Origin of the sequence: Amycolatopsis sp. lyj-109 (genome assembly GCF_046548995.1) — a bacterium.
In the GTDB taxonomy this organism is placed as follows: domain Bacteria; phylum Actinomycetota; class Actinomycetes; order Mycobacteriales; family Pseudonocardiaceae; genus Amycolatopsis.
This window is the reverse complement of record NZ_JAJPWR010000008.1, coordinates 49,021-63,686: the sequence shown is the minus strand read 5'-3', so window position 1 is coordinate 63,686 and position 14,666 is coordinate 49,021. Positions and strand designations below refer to the sequence as shown.

Annotated in this window: 15 protein-coding genes; 10 read left to right on the top strand and 5 right to left on the bottom strand. The window is 72.7% G+C overall.

Going from position 1 to position 14,666, the window contains the following annotated elements; all coding sequences use genetic code 11:
* The first annotated feature begins 269 nt into the window (after positions 1-269).
* Genes fmt through ACLJQF_RS19360 form a run of 3 tightly spaced genes read left to right on the top strand, consistent with a single transcriptional unit; the run spans position 270 to position 3,111 of the window.
* Positions 270-1,196 carry a methionyl-tRNA formyltransferase gene (fmt, locus tag ACLJQF_RS19370; RefSeq protein ID WP_410610455.1) on the top strand — a complete coding sequence of 309 codons (927 nt, stop codon included), beginning with the start codon at positions 270-272 and terminating at the stop codon, positions 1,194-1,196.
* A complete protein-coding gene (locus tag ACLJQF_RS19365; RefSeq protein ID WP_410610454.1) occupies positions 1,193-2,617 on the top strand; it encodes an RsmB/NOP family class I SAM-dependent RNA methyltransferase in 1,425 nt (474 codons plus the stop codon). The genes fmt and ACLJQF_RS19365 overlap by 4 nt, the downstream gene beginning before the upstream one ends.
* Positions 2,614-3,111, top strand: coding sequence for a flavoprotein (locus tag ACLJQF_RS19360; RefSeq protein ID WP_410610452.1), 498 nt, complete (start codon positions 2,614-2,616; stop codon positions 3,109-3,111). The genes ACLJQF_RS19365 and ACLJQF_RS19360 overlap by 4 nt, the downstream gene beginning before the upstream one ends.
* On the opposite strand, the gene ACLJQF_RS19355 is transcribed toward ACLJQF_RS19360, so the two are convergent.
* From ACLJQF_RS19355 to ACLJQF_RS19345, 3 genes are all read right to left on the bottom strand, one after another.
* Complete coding sequence (locus ACLJQF_RS19355; protein WP_410610450.1) at positions 3,100-4,215, bottom strand: serine hydrolase domain-containing protein; 1,116 nt, start codon at positions 4,213-4,215, stop codon at positions 3,100-3,102. The two genes, ACLJQF_RS19360 and ACLJQF_RS19355, sit on opposite strands and share 12 nt — an antisense overlap.
* Before the next feature lie 111 nt (positions 4,216-4,326).
* A complete protein-coding gene (locus tag ACLJQF_RS19350; RefSeq protein WP_410610448.1) occupies positions 4,327-4,986 on the bottom strand; it encodes a response regulator in 660 nt (219 codons plus the stop codon).
* Positions 4,983-6,182, bottom strand: a complete 1,200-nt coding sequence (locus ACLJQF_RS19345; protein ID WP_410610446.1) for a sensor histidine kinase — start codon at positions 6,180-6,182, stop codon at positions 4,983-4,985. The genes ACLJQF_RS19350 and ACLJQF_RS19345 overlap by 4 nt, the downstream gene beginning before the upstream one ends.
* Positions 6,183-6,314: 132 nt before the next feature.
* On the opposite strand from ACLJQF_RS19345, the gene rpe reads away from it, so the two are divergent.
* From rpe to ACLJQF_RS19320, 5 genes are all read left to right on the top strand, one after another.
* Positions 6,315-6,986, top strand: a complete 672-nt coding sequence (rpe, locus tag ACLJQF_RS19340) for a ribulose-phosphate 3-epimerase (protein ID WP_410610880.1) — start codon at positions 6,315-6,317, stop codon at positions 6,984-6,986.
* A gap of 103 nt (positions 6,987-7,089) precedes the next feature.
* The gene (locus tag ACLJQF_RS19335; RefSeq protein ID WP_410610445.1) at positions 7,090-7,725 is read left to right on the top strand and encodes a riboflavin synthase; all 636 of its coding nucleotides are present in this window, start codon (positions 7,090-7,092) and stop codon (positions 7,723-7,725) included.
* Complete coding sequence (locus ACLJQF_RS19330; protein WP_410610443.1) at positions 7,722-9,050, top strand: bifunctional 3,4-dihydroxy-2-butanone-4-phosphate synthase/GTP cyclohydrolase II; 1,329 nt, start codon at positions 7,722-7,724, stop codon at positions 9,048-9,050. The genes ACLJQF_RS19335 and ACLJQF_RS19330 overlap by 4 nt, the downstream gene beginning before the upstream one ends.
* Positions 9,047-9,553, top strand: a complete 507-nt coding sequence (gene ribH, locus ACLJQF_RS19325) for a 6,7-dimethyl-8-ribityllumazine synthase (protein WP_410610441.1) — start codon at positions 9,047-9,049, stop codon at positions 9,551-9,553. The genes ACLJQF_RS19330 and ribH overlap by 4 nt, the downstream gene beginning before the upstream one ends.
* 38 nt (positions 9,554-9,591) lie before the next feature.
* On the top strand, positions 9,592-9,993 hold the full coding sequence (locus ACLJQF_RS19320; protein WP_410610878.1) for a PH domain-containing protein: 402 nt from the start codon (positions 9,592-9,594) through the stop codon (positions 9,991-9,993).
* Positions 9,994-10,063: 70 nt separating this feature from the next.
* Here the strand turns inward: ACLJQF_RS19320 and ACLJQF_RS19315 are convergent, their stop codons facing one another.
* Complete coding sequence (locus ACLJQF_RS19315; protein ID WP_410610439.1) at positions 10,064-10,840, bottom strand: exodeoxyribonuclease III; 777 nt, start codon at positions 10,838-10,840, stop codon at positions 10,064-10,066.
* Positions 10,841-10,911: 71 nt separating this feature from the next.
* Positions 10,912-11,643 carry a S1 family peptidase gene (locus ACLJQF_RS19310; protein ID WP_410610437.1) on the bottom strand — a complete coding sequence of 244 codons (732 nt, stop codon included), beginning with the start codon at positions 11,641-11,643 and terminating at the stop codon, positions 10,912-10,914.
* Positions 11,644-11,809: 166 nt separating this feature from the next.
* On the opposite strand from ACLJQF_RS19310, the gene uvrC reads away from it, so the two are divergent.
* Both uvrC and rapZ read left to right on the top strand, forming a co-directional pair.
* Positions 11,810-13,765: an excinuclease ABC subunit UvrC gene (uvrC, locus tag ACLJQF_RS19305; protein WP_410610435.1), complete on the top strand. Its 1,956-nt coding sequence runs from the start codon at positions 11,810-11,812 to the stop codon at positions 13,763-13,765.
* A 42-nt stretch (positions 13,766-13,807) separates the two neighbouring features.
* Positions 13,808-14,665 carry an RNase adapter RapZ gene (gene rapZ / locus ACLJQF_RS19300; RefSeq protein ID WP_003101350.1) on the top strand — a complete coding sequence of 286 codons (858 nt, stop codon included), beginning with the start codon at positions 13,808-13,810 and terminating at the stop codon, positions 14,663-14,665.
* The last annotated feature ends 1 nt before the right edge of the window (position 14,666 follow it).

Genomic DNA, 14,666 nt, shown 5'->3' with positions numbered 1-14,666 from the left:
ACCTCGGACGCGGCTGTGTCGGTGGACTCGGTGGCCCCGGTGGCCCCGGGGCGCCCCCCGGGTCCAGCGTATCGAGCGCGGCCGACGGAAAGCCGGGAAAGCCGCTGCCGCGGCCCCTGTTGTCCCCATCGCGACCGGTCTGTGGACAACCCCGCCTGACCTGCTGATCGGCACATCGGGGCACGGGCGCGCCCGGCCGGCGGCCGCCTTCTAGACTCGGCTCCGATGTTCCAGCCACCTGAAACCCTGCTTCCGCCGGGGGTGGGCCGATGAAGCTCGTCTTCGCCGGCACTCCCGACCCGGCGGTCCCCGCCCTGCGTGCCCTGCTCGATTCCGGGCGGCACGAGGTCGTCGCCGTCGTCACGCGGCCCGATGCGCAGGCCGGGCGCGGCCGGCGGGTCGTGCGGTCGCCCGTCGGCGCGCTCGCCGACGACCACGGCATCGAGGTCCTCACGCCCGCGCGCGCCGGTGATCCGGCCTTCCTCGCGCGGCTGGCCGAGCTCGCGCCGGACGCCTGCCCCGTCGTCGCCTACGGGGCGCTGCTGCCGCAGGCCGCCCTCGACATCCCGCGGCTGGGCTGGGTGAACCTGCACTTCTCGCTGCTGCCCGCGTGGCGGGGGGCCGCGCCCGTGCAGGCCGCGATCCGCGCCGGCGACGAGATCACCGGCGCCTCGACCTTCCGGATCGTCAAGGAACTCGACGCCGGTCCCGTCTACGGCGTCGTCACCGAGGCGATCAAGGCCACCGACACCGCCGGCGGACTGCTCGGGCGGCTCGCGGAGTCCGGGGCCAAGCTGCTGCTGTCCACCATGGACGGTCTGGCCGACGGCAGCCTCGTCGCGCGGGAGCAGCCCGCCGAGGGCCTCAGCTACGCGCCGAAGGTGACCGTCGAGGACGCGCGGGTGTCCTTCGCCGATCCGGCGTCGGCCGTCGACCGGCAGATCCGGTCGGTCAGCCCGGACCCGGGCGCGTGGGCGGAGTTCCGCGGGGAACGCATCAAGCTCGGCCCGGTCACGGTGCTCGACGAACCCGGCCCGCCGCCGGGCGAGATCGTGGTCGAACGCAAACGGGTCCTGGTCGGGACGGCGACGAAGCCGTTGCGGCTCGGCGAAGTCCAGGCACCCGGCAAGAAACGGATGGCGGCCACCGACTGGGCGCGCGGCACGAGGATCGACCAGGGAGAGCGCCTCCGGTGAACGACCACAGGGAACGACGTCCGTCACGGCCGCAGCGGGGCCGGCCGGCACCGCGCAAGGAGGGGCCGCGCCGCCCGCCGGAGGTCGACCCGGCCCGGCAGGCCGCGTTCGACGTCCTCGCGGCCGTCCGGACGAAGGACGCCTACGCCAACCTGGTCCTGCCGGACCTGCTGCGCGAGCGGCGGATCACCGGCCGGGACGCGGCGCTGGCCACCGAGCTGACGTACGGCACGTCGCGGGCCCAGGGCCTGCTCGACGCGATCATCGAGTCCTGCGCCGAGCGTCCGCTCAAGCAGACCGACCCGGCGGTGCTCGACGCGCTGCGCCTCGGCGTCTACCAGCTGCTGCGCACGCGCATCCCCGAGCACGCCGCCGTGACATCCACTGTGGACCTCGTGCGTGCGGAAGCCGGTTCGTGGGCCACGGGTTTCGCGAACGCCATCCTGCGCAAGGTGTCCGAAAAGGACGAGCAGACCTGGCTGGACGAGCTGGCGCCGGACGAGGCGGCCGACCCGATCGGGGCCTACGCGCTGCGCACCGCGCACCCGCGCTGGATCGCCCGCTCGTTCGCCGAAGCGCTGGGTGACAAGGGCGCCGGCCTCAAGGCCGCTCTCGAAGCCGACGACGCCCGCCCCGAGGTGCACCTCGTCGCGCGCCCCGGCGAGATCAGTGCCGACGAGCTCGCCGCGATCACCGGCGGCGACCCGGCGCCCTACTCGCCCTACGGCGTGCACCTGCCCGCCGGCGCCGGCGACCCGGCCGACGTCGAGCCGGTCCGCGAGCGGCTGGCCGCGGTCCAGGACGAGGGCAGCCAGCTCTGCGCGATCGCCGCGACGAAGGTGCCGCTCGAAGGCTCCGACCAGCGCTGGCTCGACCTCTGCGCCGGCCCCGGCGGCAAGGCCGCGCTGCTCGGCGCGCTGGCCGCGATGAGCGGGGCGCGCGTCGACGCCGTCGAGAAGGCGCCGCACCGCGCGAAGCTCGTCGAGAAGGCCACGACCGGCCTGCCGGTGAAGGTGCACGTCGGCGACGGCCGCGAAAGCGGGCTGGAGCCGGGCTACGACCGGATCCTCGTCGACGCGCCGTGCAGCGGGCTCGGCGCGCTGCGGCGGCGGCCGGAGGCGCGCTGGCGCCGCCAGCCGTCCGACGTCGCGGACCTGACGAAGCTGCAGGGCGAGCTGATCACCGCAGCCTACGACCTGCTGCGGCCCGGCGGCGCGCTCACCTACGTCGTCTGCTCGCCGCACCTGGCCGAGACCGAAGGCGTCTTCGCGGAGACGGCGCGGCGGCTCAAGGCCGAAGTGCTGGACGCGCGCGGGTTCTTCCCCGGCGTGCCGGAGCTCGGCGACGGGCCGTACGTCCAGCTGTGGCCGCACCGCCACGGCACGGACGCGATGTTCTGCGCGGTGCTCCGCAAACCGTGAGGGACCTCGGGCTGATCGCCGGCTCGTGCGGCGGACTGGACGTCCGGTTCGCCGCCGAGCTGGCGAAACCCGCCGCGGCCCGCGGCTGGCGGCCGGCGATCACCCTGACGCCGACCGCCCACCGCTGGCTCGAGGCGACCGGTGCGCTCGCCGACGTCGCCGCGTGCACCGACCTGCCGGTCCGCAGCGTGTCCCGGCTGCCCGGCGAGCCGCGGCCGCACCCCGACCCGGAGGTGTTCCTCTTCGCCCCGGCGTCGGCCAACTCGGTCGCCAAGCTCGCGCTCGGCATCGCGGACAACCAGGCCCTGACCGTGCTCAGCGACGTGCTGGGCGCACCGGGGATCACGATCGTCGTGGCGTACCAGATCCAGGACACCCGGGTGCACCACCCGGCGTGGCAGCGCCACCTCGACACCCTCGCGGGCGCCGGGGTGACGCTGCACCGCCTGGACGTCCGGCGGCCGTGGACCGAGGCCCTGGACCTACTGCCCTGAGCAGGCGGCGGCGTCGAAAGCGGCCGCCACGTGCTGGGAGGTGCCCTTCGGCACCGGGTCCTGGTTCGCCACGAGCGTCACCCGGTGGTCGTGCGCGGCGACCCCGGACATCGTCGTGAAGCCGGGGATCGACCCGCCGTGCCCCCAGGCCACCCCGCCGCAGGACAGCGGGATGCCGCCGAGCCCGAGGCCGTAACCCGCGCCCGGGATGCCGCCCAGGTCGGCCGGGACGGTGCGCTTCATCTCCGTCAGCTCGGCCGGGCGCAGCAGCCGCCCGCCCAGCAACGCGCCGTAGAACCGGTCGAGGTCGGACGGCGTCGTGACCAGCCCGCCGCCGGCCCAGGCGATGGTGGCGTCGAAGTCGCTGAAGTCCGCGAGTTTCCCGCCGACCGGCGTGTAGCCGACCGCGTGCGGTGACGGCAGCCGCTCGTCGCCGCGGCGGGGCAGGTAGGTGCCGTGCAGGCCCAGCGGGCGGGTGATCCGCCGGGCGATCTCGCCGCTCAGGTCGTGCCGGGTCACGCGTTCGACGATCATCCCGGCCACGATGTAGTTGGTGTTCGAGTACGACCACTTCGCGCCGGGCTCGAACAACGGCGGGTGCTTCAGCGCGATCGCCACCAGCTCGGCGGGTTCGGCGCCGCGGTGGCGCAGCGTTTCCGGGTCGAGCCCGGCGAAGTCCTGCGTGTAGTTGTAGAGCCCGCTCGTGTGCTGCAGCAGCCGGCGCACGGTGATCCGGGTGTCCGGCAGGAGCCCGGGCAGGTACCGCTCGACGGGTGCGTCCAGCCGCACCCGTCCCTCGCCGACGAGCTGCAGGACGACGGTGGCGACGAACGTCTTCGTGACGCTGCCCGCGCGGAACGAGCCGTCGCGCGGAAACGGCTTCCCGGTGGCGAGATCGCCGGTGCCGCTGCGCACGACCCGCGTCCGGCGGCCGTCCTGGATCACCACCTCGGCGCCGGGCACGCCGTCCTGGGCGGTCAGCACGTCCAGGCCGGCCTTGACCGGGCTCGTGGCGGCGAGCGCGGGTGCCGCCGTGGTGGCGGCGAGCAGCACGACGAGCATGCCCGCCGCCACGATCCGTCTGCCGTGCAATGACTTCCGCATGGATGAGCCCCCTTGGTGTCTCGGTCTCCAAGCACACTAGGGAATCCGGGACGCCGGCGGGATGGGGACAACCGCAGGATCTTCCTGCGGTAAACCTCACCCCCGTTCGGGTCAACGGCGGCCGACGTGGCCGGGCTGCACGACCCCGGCTTCGTACGCGATCACCACGGCCTGGCTGCGGTTTCCGGCGCCGAGCTTGCCGAAGATGTTGCCCACGTGGGTCTTCACCGTCTCCAGGCTGATCACCAGCGCCGCCGCGATGTCCTGATTGGACAGTCCGGTGGCGATGAGCCGGAGCACCTCGGCTTCGCGGCGGGTCAGCGTCTTCGCCGCACGCGCGTGCTTCCCGCCCGCGGGACGGCTGCCGACCAGCCGCCGGATCGCCTCCGGGAACAGCAGGGATTCACCGGCGGCGACCGTCCGCACGGCGTGCGCGATCTCCTCCTTGCGCGCCCGCTTCAGCAGGAACCCGCTGGCCCCGGCCAGCAGCGCCTCGTGCACGTAGTCGTCGTTGTCGAACGTCGTGACGACCAGGATTTTCGGGGGTTCCGCGAGCGCCGCGAGCACCTGCCGGGTGGCCTCGATGCCGTCCGTCCCGGGCATCCGGACGTCCATCAGCACGACGTCCGGCCGGGTCCGCCGCACCGCGTCCAGGACCTCGCCGCCGTCGGCCGCCTCGCCGACCACCGGCAGGCCCTGCTGCTCCAGCAGCGCCCGCAGCCCGGTGCGGACCAGCGGCTCGTCGTCGGCGAGCAGCACCGTGGGCGTCACGCGCCCGCCCGCAGCGGGATGGACGCGCTCAGCCGCCACTGCTGCCCGTCCGGCCCGGCGTCGAGCTCACCGCGCAGGGCTTCGACGCGCTCGGCGAGCCCGGCCAGCCCGCGCCGCCCGGTCCGCGGCCCCGCACCGGGCAGCGCGTTGACGACCGCGATGCCGAGGCGCTCCGGGCCGGCCTCGACCCGGACGTCGACCGCGCCCGGACCGGCGTGGCGCAGCGCGTTGGTCAGGCCCTCCTGGACGATGCGGTAGCCCTCGCGCGACACCGTGGCGGGCAGCGCGGCGACCGGCCCGGTGACGGCCAGCCGGACGTCGAGCCCGGCTTCGCGGGCGCGCACGGCGAGGACGTCGACTTCGGCCAGCGTGCGCGTCGGCGCTTTCGCGGCCGGCTCCTCCCGCAGCAGGCCCAGGACGTGGTCGAGGTCCTCGAGCGCGCTTCGGGACGCTTCTTCGATCGTCCCGAGTGCGCGCCGGACCTGGGCCGGGTCCGCCTCGACCAGATCGGCCGCGGCGGCCGCCTGGATCGTCGACGTCGTCAGCGTGTGCCCGATCGAGTCGTGCAGCTCGCGGGCCAGCCGGTTGCGCTGGGCCAGCAACGCCGCCCGCCGTTCGGCGAGCGCCGCGCGCTCGGCCGCGGACGGGCCCAGCAGTGCCGTGGCACCGGCCCGGAACACGGGGGTGGCGGCCGCGGCGAGCAGCAGCGCGAGCGCCAGCATGGCGAGGGCGACCGGCACCGTCCACGAGCCGGCGACGGCGGTGGCGCCGAAGAACGAGAACTGCGCCCCGTCGCCGGCCAGCCACATCACCGGGGTCAGCACGCCGAGCAGCAGGATGCTGCCGATCGCGAGCAGCAGCCCGCTCAGCCCGGCGTGCAGCACCAGCCACGCGGCCGAGCGCGCCCGGTCCGGCCAGGCGGGCCGGGTCCGGCCGGGCGAGGGCAGGTCGGTACCGAGCACCGCGTTGGCGACGGCGACGCCGAAGCGCCGCACGGGCCCGCTCAGCCCGGCGAGCGCCAGCACCGCGGCGACCACCAGCAGCGCGAGGAAGAACAGCAGCCGGGGCGTACCGGGGAACAGCGCGGCGACGAGGGCGAACGGGAACGCGGGCAGCGCCAGCGCCATCCCGAGCAGGGCGTAGGGCACGCTGCGGTAGCTGCCGAGACGCAGGAGGGAACGCGGGAAACCGGACATGACGTCGAGATTATGGAAGCGGGCGCCCGCGGGCTTCCCCCCGAGGAGCCAGATCGCGCGGCGAGACCCGTCACAACCGGTTAGCAGGCAGCAGCGCCGCCCTCCTACACTCGGGACGTGGCAGACCGACCTTTGATCGCACCCAGCATCCTCGCGGCGGACTTCGCCCGGCTCGGCGAAGAGATCGCCGCCGTCGCCGGCCGCGGGGAGTACCGCGCCGACTGGGTCCACGTCGACGTCATGGACGCGCACTTCGTGCCCAACCTGACCCTCGGCCTGCCCGTCGCCAAGGCTCTGATCGCCAGCACCGACCTGCCGATCGACTGCCACCTGATGATCGACGATCCGGACCGCTGGGCGATCGGGTACGCCGAGGCCGGTGCCTACAACGTCACGGTGCACGCCGAAGCCGCGAAGGACCCGGTCGCGCTGGCGAAGAACCTGCGGGCCGCGGGCGCGAAGGCCGGCCTTTCGCTCAAGCCGGGCACCGCGCTCGAACCGTGGCTCGACGCGCTCAAGCACTACGACACGCTGCTGGTCATGTCCGTCGAGCCGGGCTTCGGCGGGCAGTCCTTCATCGCCGACGTCCTCGACAAGGTCCGCACCGCGCGGCGGCTGGTCGACACCGGGCACCTGAAGCTGATCGTCGAGATCGACGGCGGCATCAACACCGACACCATCGAGCAGGCCGCCGAGGCGGGCGTCGACTGCTTCGTCGCCGGGTCCGCCGTCTACGGCGCCGGCGACCCGGGCAAGGCGGTCGCCGCACTGCGCGAACAGGCGGCTCGCGGCCGGGCCGGCTGACTCCGCAGCGGCACCGGAGAAGCCACCGGGCCGCGGCGGGTGTTGGATGGAAGGACCGGCTCACAGACCGGCTCACAGACCGGCTCACGAGGAGGCAGCGCACGTGTTCACCGGCATAGTCGAGGAGATCGGCGAAGTCACCGCGGTCGAGCAGCTGACGAACGCGGCCCGGCTGCGCGTCCGCGGCCCGCTGGTCACCAGCGACGCCGGGCACGGCGACTCGATCGCGGTCAGCGGCGTCTGCCTGACCGTCGTCGAGGTGGCGGGCGGCGAGTTCACCGTCGACGTCGTCCACGAGACGTTGCAGCGCTCCAGCCTGGCCAAGGTCGCGGTCGGCGACCGGGTCAACCTCGAGCGCGCCACCCCGGCCGGCGGCCGGCTCGGCGGGCACATCATGCAGGGCCACGTCGACGGGACCGGCGTGTTCCTCGGCCGCGACGAGAACGGCGTCACGACGTTCGCGCTGCCGGCGCACCTGGCCCGGTACGTGGTCGAGAAGGGCTCGATCGCGGTCGACGGCATCTCCCTGACGGTGGCCGCGGTGACCGCCGACCGGTTCAAGGTGGCGCTGATCCCGACCACCCTCGAAGTGACGACCCTCGGCCGCCGGGAAGCCGGCGACCTGGTCAACCTCGAGGTCGACGTGGTCGCGAAGTACGTGGAAAAGCTGGCCGAGGCCCACATCCGCGACCAGGTGCAGAATCGGGACAGCGGCGGCGGCACGGAGGAGCGGTCATGAGTGAGACGAGTGCACCCACGCCCGAAGCGGGCTGGACCCCGTGCGGCAGCGGGGCAGTGTTCGACGCCGACGCCATCGAGCGGGCGATCTCGGACATCGCGGCGGGCCGTCCGGTCGTCGTGGTCGACGACGAGGACCGCGAGAACGAGGGTGACCTCATCTTCGCCGCCGAGAAGGCGACGCCGGAGCTGCTGGCCTTCATGGTCCGCTACACCTCGGGCTACGTCTGCGTGGCGCTGACCGAGTCCGAAGCGGACCGGCTGGACCTGCCCCCGATGTACCACACGAACCAGGACGCGCGCGGGACCGCGTACAGCGTCACGGTCGACGCCGCCGAGGGCATCAGCACCGGCATCTCCGCCGCCGACCGTGCGCACACGATCCGGCTGCTCGCCGCCCCTTCGTCCACCGCGAAGGACTTCCGCCGCCCCGGGCACGTCGTGCCGCTGCGCGCGAAGGAAGGCGGCGTGCTGCGCCGCCCCGGGCACACCGAGGCGTCGGTCGACCTGGCCCGGATGGCCGGGCTCGCCCCCGCCGGTGTCCTCTGCGAGATCGTGTCGCAGAAGGACGAGGGCGACATGGCGCGCCGCGACGAGCTCGAGGTGTTCGCCGCCGACCACGCCCTGGCGATCATCACCATCGCCGACCTGATCGCCTACCGCCGTCGCACCGAGAAGCAGGTCGAGCGGGTCGCGGAAGCCCGCATCCCGCTGGCCGCGGGCACGTTCCGCGCGGTCGGCTACGACTCGCTCCTCGACGGCATCGAGCACGTCGCGTTCGTCTACGGCGAGATCGGCGACGGCCAGGACATCCTGGTGCGGGTGCACTCCGAGTGCCTCACCGGCGACGTCTTCGGCTCGCTGCGCTGCGACTGCGGCCCGCAGCTGGAGGCGGCCCTGGAAGCGGTGGCCACCGAAGGCCGTGGCGTCGTGCTTTACATCCGCGGCCACGAGGGCCGCGGCATCGGCCTCTTGCACAAGCTGCAGGCCTACCAGCTGCAGGACGACGGCGCGGACACCGTCGACGCGAACCTCGCGCTCGGCGTCCCGGCCGACGCCCGCGACTACGGCACCGGCGCGCAGATCCTGTGCGACCTCGGCGTCCGCACCATGCGGCTGCTGTCCAACAACCCGGCCAAGCGGATCGGCCTGGAGGGCTACGGGCTGCGCGTCACCGGGCGGGTGCCGCTGCCGATCTCGCCGAACCCGGAGAACCTGCGCTACCTGCGGACCAAGCGCGACCGGATGGGCCACGACCTGGCCCAGCTGGAGCACTACGACCAGGTCGGCGCGGGGACCGAGCACCCCGACGGAGGAGCACTGTGAGCGGCGACGGCCGACCTGAGGCCAAACTGGACCTCTCCGACTGCAAGTCGCTGAAGCTCGGCATCGTCGCCACCCGCTGGAACGCGGACATCACCGACGTCCTGCTGGAGCGGGCGCTGGTCGCGGCCCGCGAAGCCGAGCTCGAGGACGACCCGACGGTGGTCCATGTCGCCGGCGCGGTCGAGCTCCCGGTGGTGGCGCAGGCGCTGGCCCGCAACCACGACGCGGTGGTCGCGCTCGGCGTGGTCATCCGCGGCGGCACCCCGCACTTCGAGTACGTGTGCGACGCGGTGACGGCAGGTCTGACCCGGGTGGCGCTCGACGAGAGCACCCCGGTCGGCAACGGCGTCCTGACGTGCGACACGCACGAGCAGGCGGTCGACCGGTCGGGCCGTCCGGGCGCGAAGGAGGACAAGGGCTACGAGGCGACGGTGGCGGCCCTGGACTCCGCGCACGTGCTGCGGAGCCTGCGCCAGCCGTGGACCGAGCGGGGTTTCGTGTGAGCGTGCAGACTCTCCTGGTGATCCGTCCCCGGCGCGCGATGATCATGTGCAGCGTGCTGGCGGTGGCGCTGCTCGCGGTGTTCGTCGTGGTGGCGATCCTGCTGCGCACCGGCGACACGGGTGTCCGCTTCCAGCGCTCCGACCAGGCGGCGATGGTGGGCATCGGGATCCTGCTGGCGTGCGGCGTGATGCTGTTCGCGATCGCGCGGGTCCGGGCGGACGCGGAGGGCATCGAGGTCCGGAACGTGCTGATCACCCGCCGCTTCGCGTGGAGCGACGTGCTGTCGGTGAGTTTCCCCGACGGGGCGTCGTGGGCGCGGCTGGAGCTGCCGGACGACGAGTACCACGCGGTGATGGCGGTCCAGGCCGTCGACCGGGACCGCGCGGTGGAAGCGGTGCGGGCGCTGCGCAAGCTGCACCGCGCGGCCACCGGCGGCTGAGCAGTCTGCCGCGGCTCTCGTGAGTGGTAATTCGGGTTAGAACCCTAAATACCACTCACGACAAGGTGCGTCAGAGGTCCAGGTCGACCACGATCGGTGCGTGGTCCGACGGCCCCTTGCCCTTCCGCGCGTTGCGGTCCACATAGGAATCCGTGACGGCGGAGGTGAAAGCCTCGTTCCCGTAGACCAGGTCGATCCGCATGCCCTTGTTGTTCGGGAAATTCCCCGCCTGGTAGTCCCAGTACGTGAACGGGTGGTCGTACTTCAGCGGCCGCGGGAAGACGTCCGACAGGCCGAGGTCCCGCAGGCGGGCCAGGGCGTCGCGCTCCGGCTTCGTCACGTGGGTCGACTCCGCGAACAGCGCGATGTCCCAGACGTCCGCGTCCGTCGGGGCCACGTTGAAGTCCCCGAGCACCGCGAACGGCCCGGACGAAAGCTCCGAAGCCACCAGCGAGTGCAGCGACGAAAGCCACTCCAGCTTGTACGCGTAGTGCGGGTTGTCCGGCTCACGCCCGTTGGGCACGTACACCGACCACACCCGCACGCCCCCACACGTGGCGCCCACCGCGCGAGCCTCCGCGGCACCTTCGAACCGCGGCTCGCCCGGCAGCCCGCGGACGACGTCGGTCAACCCCACGCGCGACACGATGCCGACGCCGTTCCAGCGCCCCAGTCCGTAGGCCGCGACCTCGTAGCCGAGCGCTTCGATCTCGGCCGCCGGGAACGCCTCGGTCGTGTTCTTCAGCTCCTGCAGGCACAGCACGTCCGGCGCCGTCTCCTCCAGGAAACCCAGCACGCGGGGCAGGCGGGGGACGATGGAGTTCACGTTCCAGGTGGCGATCCGCATGCCCGCGAGCATCCCACACAGCACCGGCCGGAACGGGGCGGCGCCGACAGCACCGCCCCGTCGGAGAAATGTCAGACGCCCGCGGTCGTCCGGATCCAGGACCGGCTCGCCGCGACGCTCGCGTAGTTGTTCGTGCCGCGCGTGGTCGAGCCGCTCTGGTTCTGGACCGTCGACGCGACGCCGACCTGGACCCCGCCGGAGACCTGCGGCCCGCCCGAGTCGCCCTTCCACGCCGAGCCGTTGACGCCGACGCTCTGGATCGCGCGGCCGCCGTAGGCGTCCGTGGACCGGCCGGTCACCTGGACGTTCGCCGTCTTCAGCGCCGTCGCCGGCGGGCCGGTCGGGGTGGTGCGGCCCCAGCCGTAGATCTGGTTGGTGCTGCCGGTCGCCGGGTCCGCACTGCCCAGCGAGATCGGCGACGCGCTGGTCGCCGACGCCAGGTGCAGCAGCGCGATGTCGCCGTTCGGGGACTCGTACTCGTTGTCGACGGCGATCTTCGTGCCCGACAGCAGCGTGTTGCTGCCGACCCGGACGTACATGCCCGAGCCGTCCTGGTCGAGGCAGTGCACCGCGGTCAGCACCCAGCGCGACGCGATGACCGTGCCCGAGCAGTTGAAGCCCTGGTAGTCACGCCCAGGCGTGTTCACGTACACCTGGGCACCCCAGGAGACCGTCGAAGCGGTGGTGCCGCCGACGATGTTCGGCTGGACGCCCGCGGCGGCGACCGCGCCGCCGGCCAGGGTCAGCGCGACAGCGGCTGTGGAGATCACGGAGGCGGCACCGAGGAGACGGAGAGAGGTCACGGCGGTGATCCTTTCGGAGGGGGACCGGATCGGCCGGTCGGAAAGTAACCACCGCGTCACAGGTGCGGACACCGACGAAGGTCGGAAGCCGACGATCACCCTACTTCCGGTGGGGCAGTCCGGGGGTGTGCGAAAACTGTCGGTGCCGCCCCATAGTCTTGACAACGTGGCTGACCCGACCACCTACCGTCCCTCGCCGGGGAGCATCCCGGATGCCCCTGGCGTGTACAAATTCCGCGACGCGACCAAGCGGGTCATCTACGTCGGCAAGGCCAAAAGCCTCCGCAGCAGGCTGAACTCCTACTTCGCCGACCTCTCCGGCCTGCACCCGCGCACCCGGCAGATGGTCACCACGGCCGCGGGCGTCGAATGGACCGTCGTCACCACCGAGGTCGAGGCGCTCCAGCTCGAGTACAACTGGATCAAGGAGTTCGACCCGCGGTTCAACGTCCGCTACCGCGACGACAAGAGCTACCCGATGCTCGCGGTGACGCTGAACGAGGAGTTCCCCCGCCTGCACGTCTACCGCGGCGCGCGCAAGAAGGGCGTCCGGTACTTCGGCCCGTACGCGCACGCGTGGGCCATCCGGGAAACGCTCGACCTGCTGCTGCGCGTCTTCCCGGCCCGCACCTGCTCGGCCGGGGTGTTCCGGCGCCACGGCCAGATCGGCCGGCCCTGCCTGCTCGGCTACATCGACAAGTGCTCGGCGCCCTGCGTGGGCCGCGTTTCGGCGGGCGAGCACCGCGACATCGTCGAGGACTTCTGCGACTTCCTGGCGGGCAAGACCGACGTCATGATCAAGCGGCTCGAGAACGAGATGGCCGCCGCCTCCGGAGAACTCGAGTTCGAGCGGGCCGCCCGGCTGCGCGACGACCTCGGTGCGCTGCGCCGCGCCATGGAGAAGCAGGCCGTGGTCCTCGGCGACGGCACGGACGCCGACGTCGTGGCGTTCGCCCACGACGACCTCGAGGCCGCCGTCCAGGTCTTCCACGTCCGCGGCGGCCGGGTCCGCGGCCAGCGCGGCTGGGTGATCGACAAGGCCGAGGAGATGGACGTCCCGGCCCTGGTCGACCACTTCCTCACCCAGTTCTACGGCGACGAGGCCGAGCTCGACGCCCGCGACGACGTCGACGCCGGGCCGGTCGTCCCGCGCGAGGTCCTGGTCCCGGAGCTGCCCGCGGACGCCGACGCGGTCGCGGAGTGGCTCACCGGGCTGCGCGGCTCGCGGGTCCAGCTGCGGGTGCCCCAGCGCGGCGACAAGAAGGCCCTGGCCGAGACGGTGCAGCGCAACGCGGGGGAGGCGTTCACCCAGCACAAGCTGCGCCGCGCCGGCGACCTCACGGCCCGCTCGGCGGCGCTCACCGAGCTGCAGGAGTTTCTCGCCCTCGACACCGCGCCGCTGCGCATCGAGTGCATCGACATCAGCCACATCCAGGGCAGCGACGTCGTCGCGTCGCTCGTGGTCTTCGAGGACGGGCTGGCGCGCAAGTCCGAGTACCGGCGCTTCGCGCTGCGGGAGGCGGCCACGGAGGGTGACGTCGCTTCGATCGCCGAAGTCGTGCGAAGGCGGTTCTACCGCTACCTGAAGGAAACCGCGGAGGAGTCGAGCACGCCCGGTCTCGACCCGGAGACCGGGCGGCCGAAGAAGTTCGCCTACCCGCCGAACCTCCTGGTGGTCGACGGTGCGGGCCCGCAGGCCACCGCGGCCGCGGACGTGCTGGCCGAGCTCGGCATCACCGACATCTCGGTGATCGGGCTGGCCAAGCGGCTCGAAGAGGTCTGGCTGCCCGCCGACCCCGATCCGGTGATCCTGCCCCGGACGTCGGAGGGGCTGTATCTGCTGCAACGGCTGCGTGACGAAGCCCACCGCTTCGCCATCGCCTACCACCGCGAGAAGCGGTCCAAGCGCCTGGTGACGTCCGAATTGGACAGTGTGCCCGGGCTGGGGCAGGCTCGCCGCACCGCGCTGATCAAGCACTTCGGCTCGGTGAAGAAGCTCAAGCAGGCCAGGATCGAAGAGATCGAGGCGGTGCCCGGCTTCGGCAGGCGCACCGCGGAGGCCGTGGTCGCCGCGCTGGCCGGGGAGTCCGGCGCGAGCAACGGCACAGAAGCAGGGGAGTAGGGAAACAGAGTGAGTGCGCAAGAGGAGATCCGCGGCTCCGGCATGGAGGTCGCCGTCGTGTCCGGGTTGTCCGGTGCGGGCCGCAGCACCGCGGCCAAGTGCCTGGAGGACCTGGGCTGGTTCGTCGTCGACAACCTGCCCCCGGAGCTGATCGCCACCATGGTCGAGCTGGGTGCGCAGGCACGCGGCGCGATCACCAAGGTGGCCGTCGTCATGGACGTGCGTTCGCGCGCGTTCACCGACGACCTGGCCTCGGTCATCAAGGACCTCGACGCGCGGGGCTACAAGCCGCGGGTGCTGTTCCTGGAGGCGACCGACGCCGTGCTGGTGCGGCGCTTCGAGGCCGTCCGCCGGGGCCACCCGATGCAGGGCGACGGCCGGCTCGCCGACGGCATCACCGCGGAGCGGACGCTGCTGGAGCCGCTGCGCGAAGAGGCCGACCTGGTGCTCGACACGTCGTCGCTGTCCGTGCACGACCTGCGGGCCAAGATCGAGGACGCGTTCGGCTCGGAGGCGAGCACCCAGACCCGGGTCACCGTGCTGTCCTTCGGCTATAAGTACGGCCTGCCGATGGACGCCGACCTGGTGATGGACGTCCGGTTCCTGCCGAACCCGTTCTGGATCCCGGAGCTGCGCGAGCACACCGGGCTCGACGGTGAAGTGCGCAACTACGTCCTCTCGCAGGAGGGCGCCGAGGAGTTCCTCGACCGCTACCACCAGCTGCTGCGGCTGATCGGCGCCGGCTACAAGCGCGAAGGCAAGCGGTACCTGACGCTCGCCGTCGGCTGCACCGGCGGCAAGCACCGCAGCGTCGCGCTGTCGGTCGAGCTCGCCCAGCGTCTGTCCAAAGAGGACGGCATGGCCGTGAAGGTGGTGCACCGCGACCTTGGTCGTGAATAAC

What these genes read in the sequence shown, in the direction of transcription:
- fmt (WP_410610455.1), top strand. Translation starts at nt 270, where the DNA reads ATGAAGCTCGTCTTCGCCGGCACTCCCGACCCGGCGGTCCCCGCCCTG.
- ACLJQF_RS19355 (WP_410610450.1), bottom strand. Translation starts at nt 4,215, where the DNA reads ATGCGGAAGTCATTGCACGGCAGACGGATCGTGGCGGCGGGCATGCTC.
- ACLJQF_RS19345 (WP_410610446.1), bottom strand. Translation starts at nt 6,182, where the DNA reads ATGTCCGGTTTCCCGCGTTCCCTCCTGCGTCTCGGCAGCTACCGCAGC.
- ACLJQF_RS19330 (WP_410610443.1), top strand. Translation starts at nt 7,722, where the DNA reads ATGAGTGAGACGAGTGCACCCACGCCCGAAGCGGGCTGGACCCCGTGC.
- ACLJQF_RS19320 (WP_410610878.1), top strand. Translation starts at nt 9,592, where the DNA reads ATGATCATGTGCAGCGTGCTGGCGGTGGCGCTGCTCGCGGTGTTCGTC.
- ACLJQF_RS19315 (WP_410610439.1), bottom strand. Translation starts at nt 10,840, where the DNA reads ATGCGGATCGCCACCTGGAACGTGAACTCCATCGTCCCCCGCCTGCCC.
- rapZ (WP_003101350.1), top strand. Translation starts at nt 13,808, where the DNA reads ATGGAGGTCGCCGTCGTGTCCGGGTTGTCCGGTGCGGGCCGCAGCACC.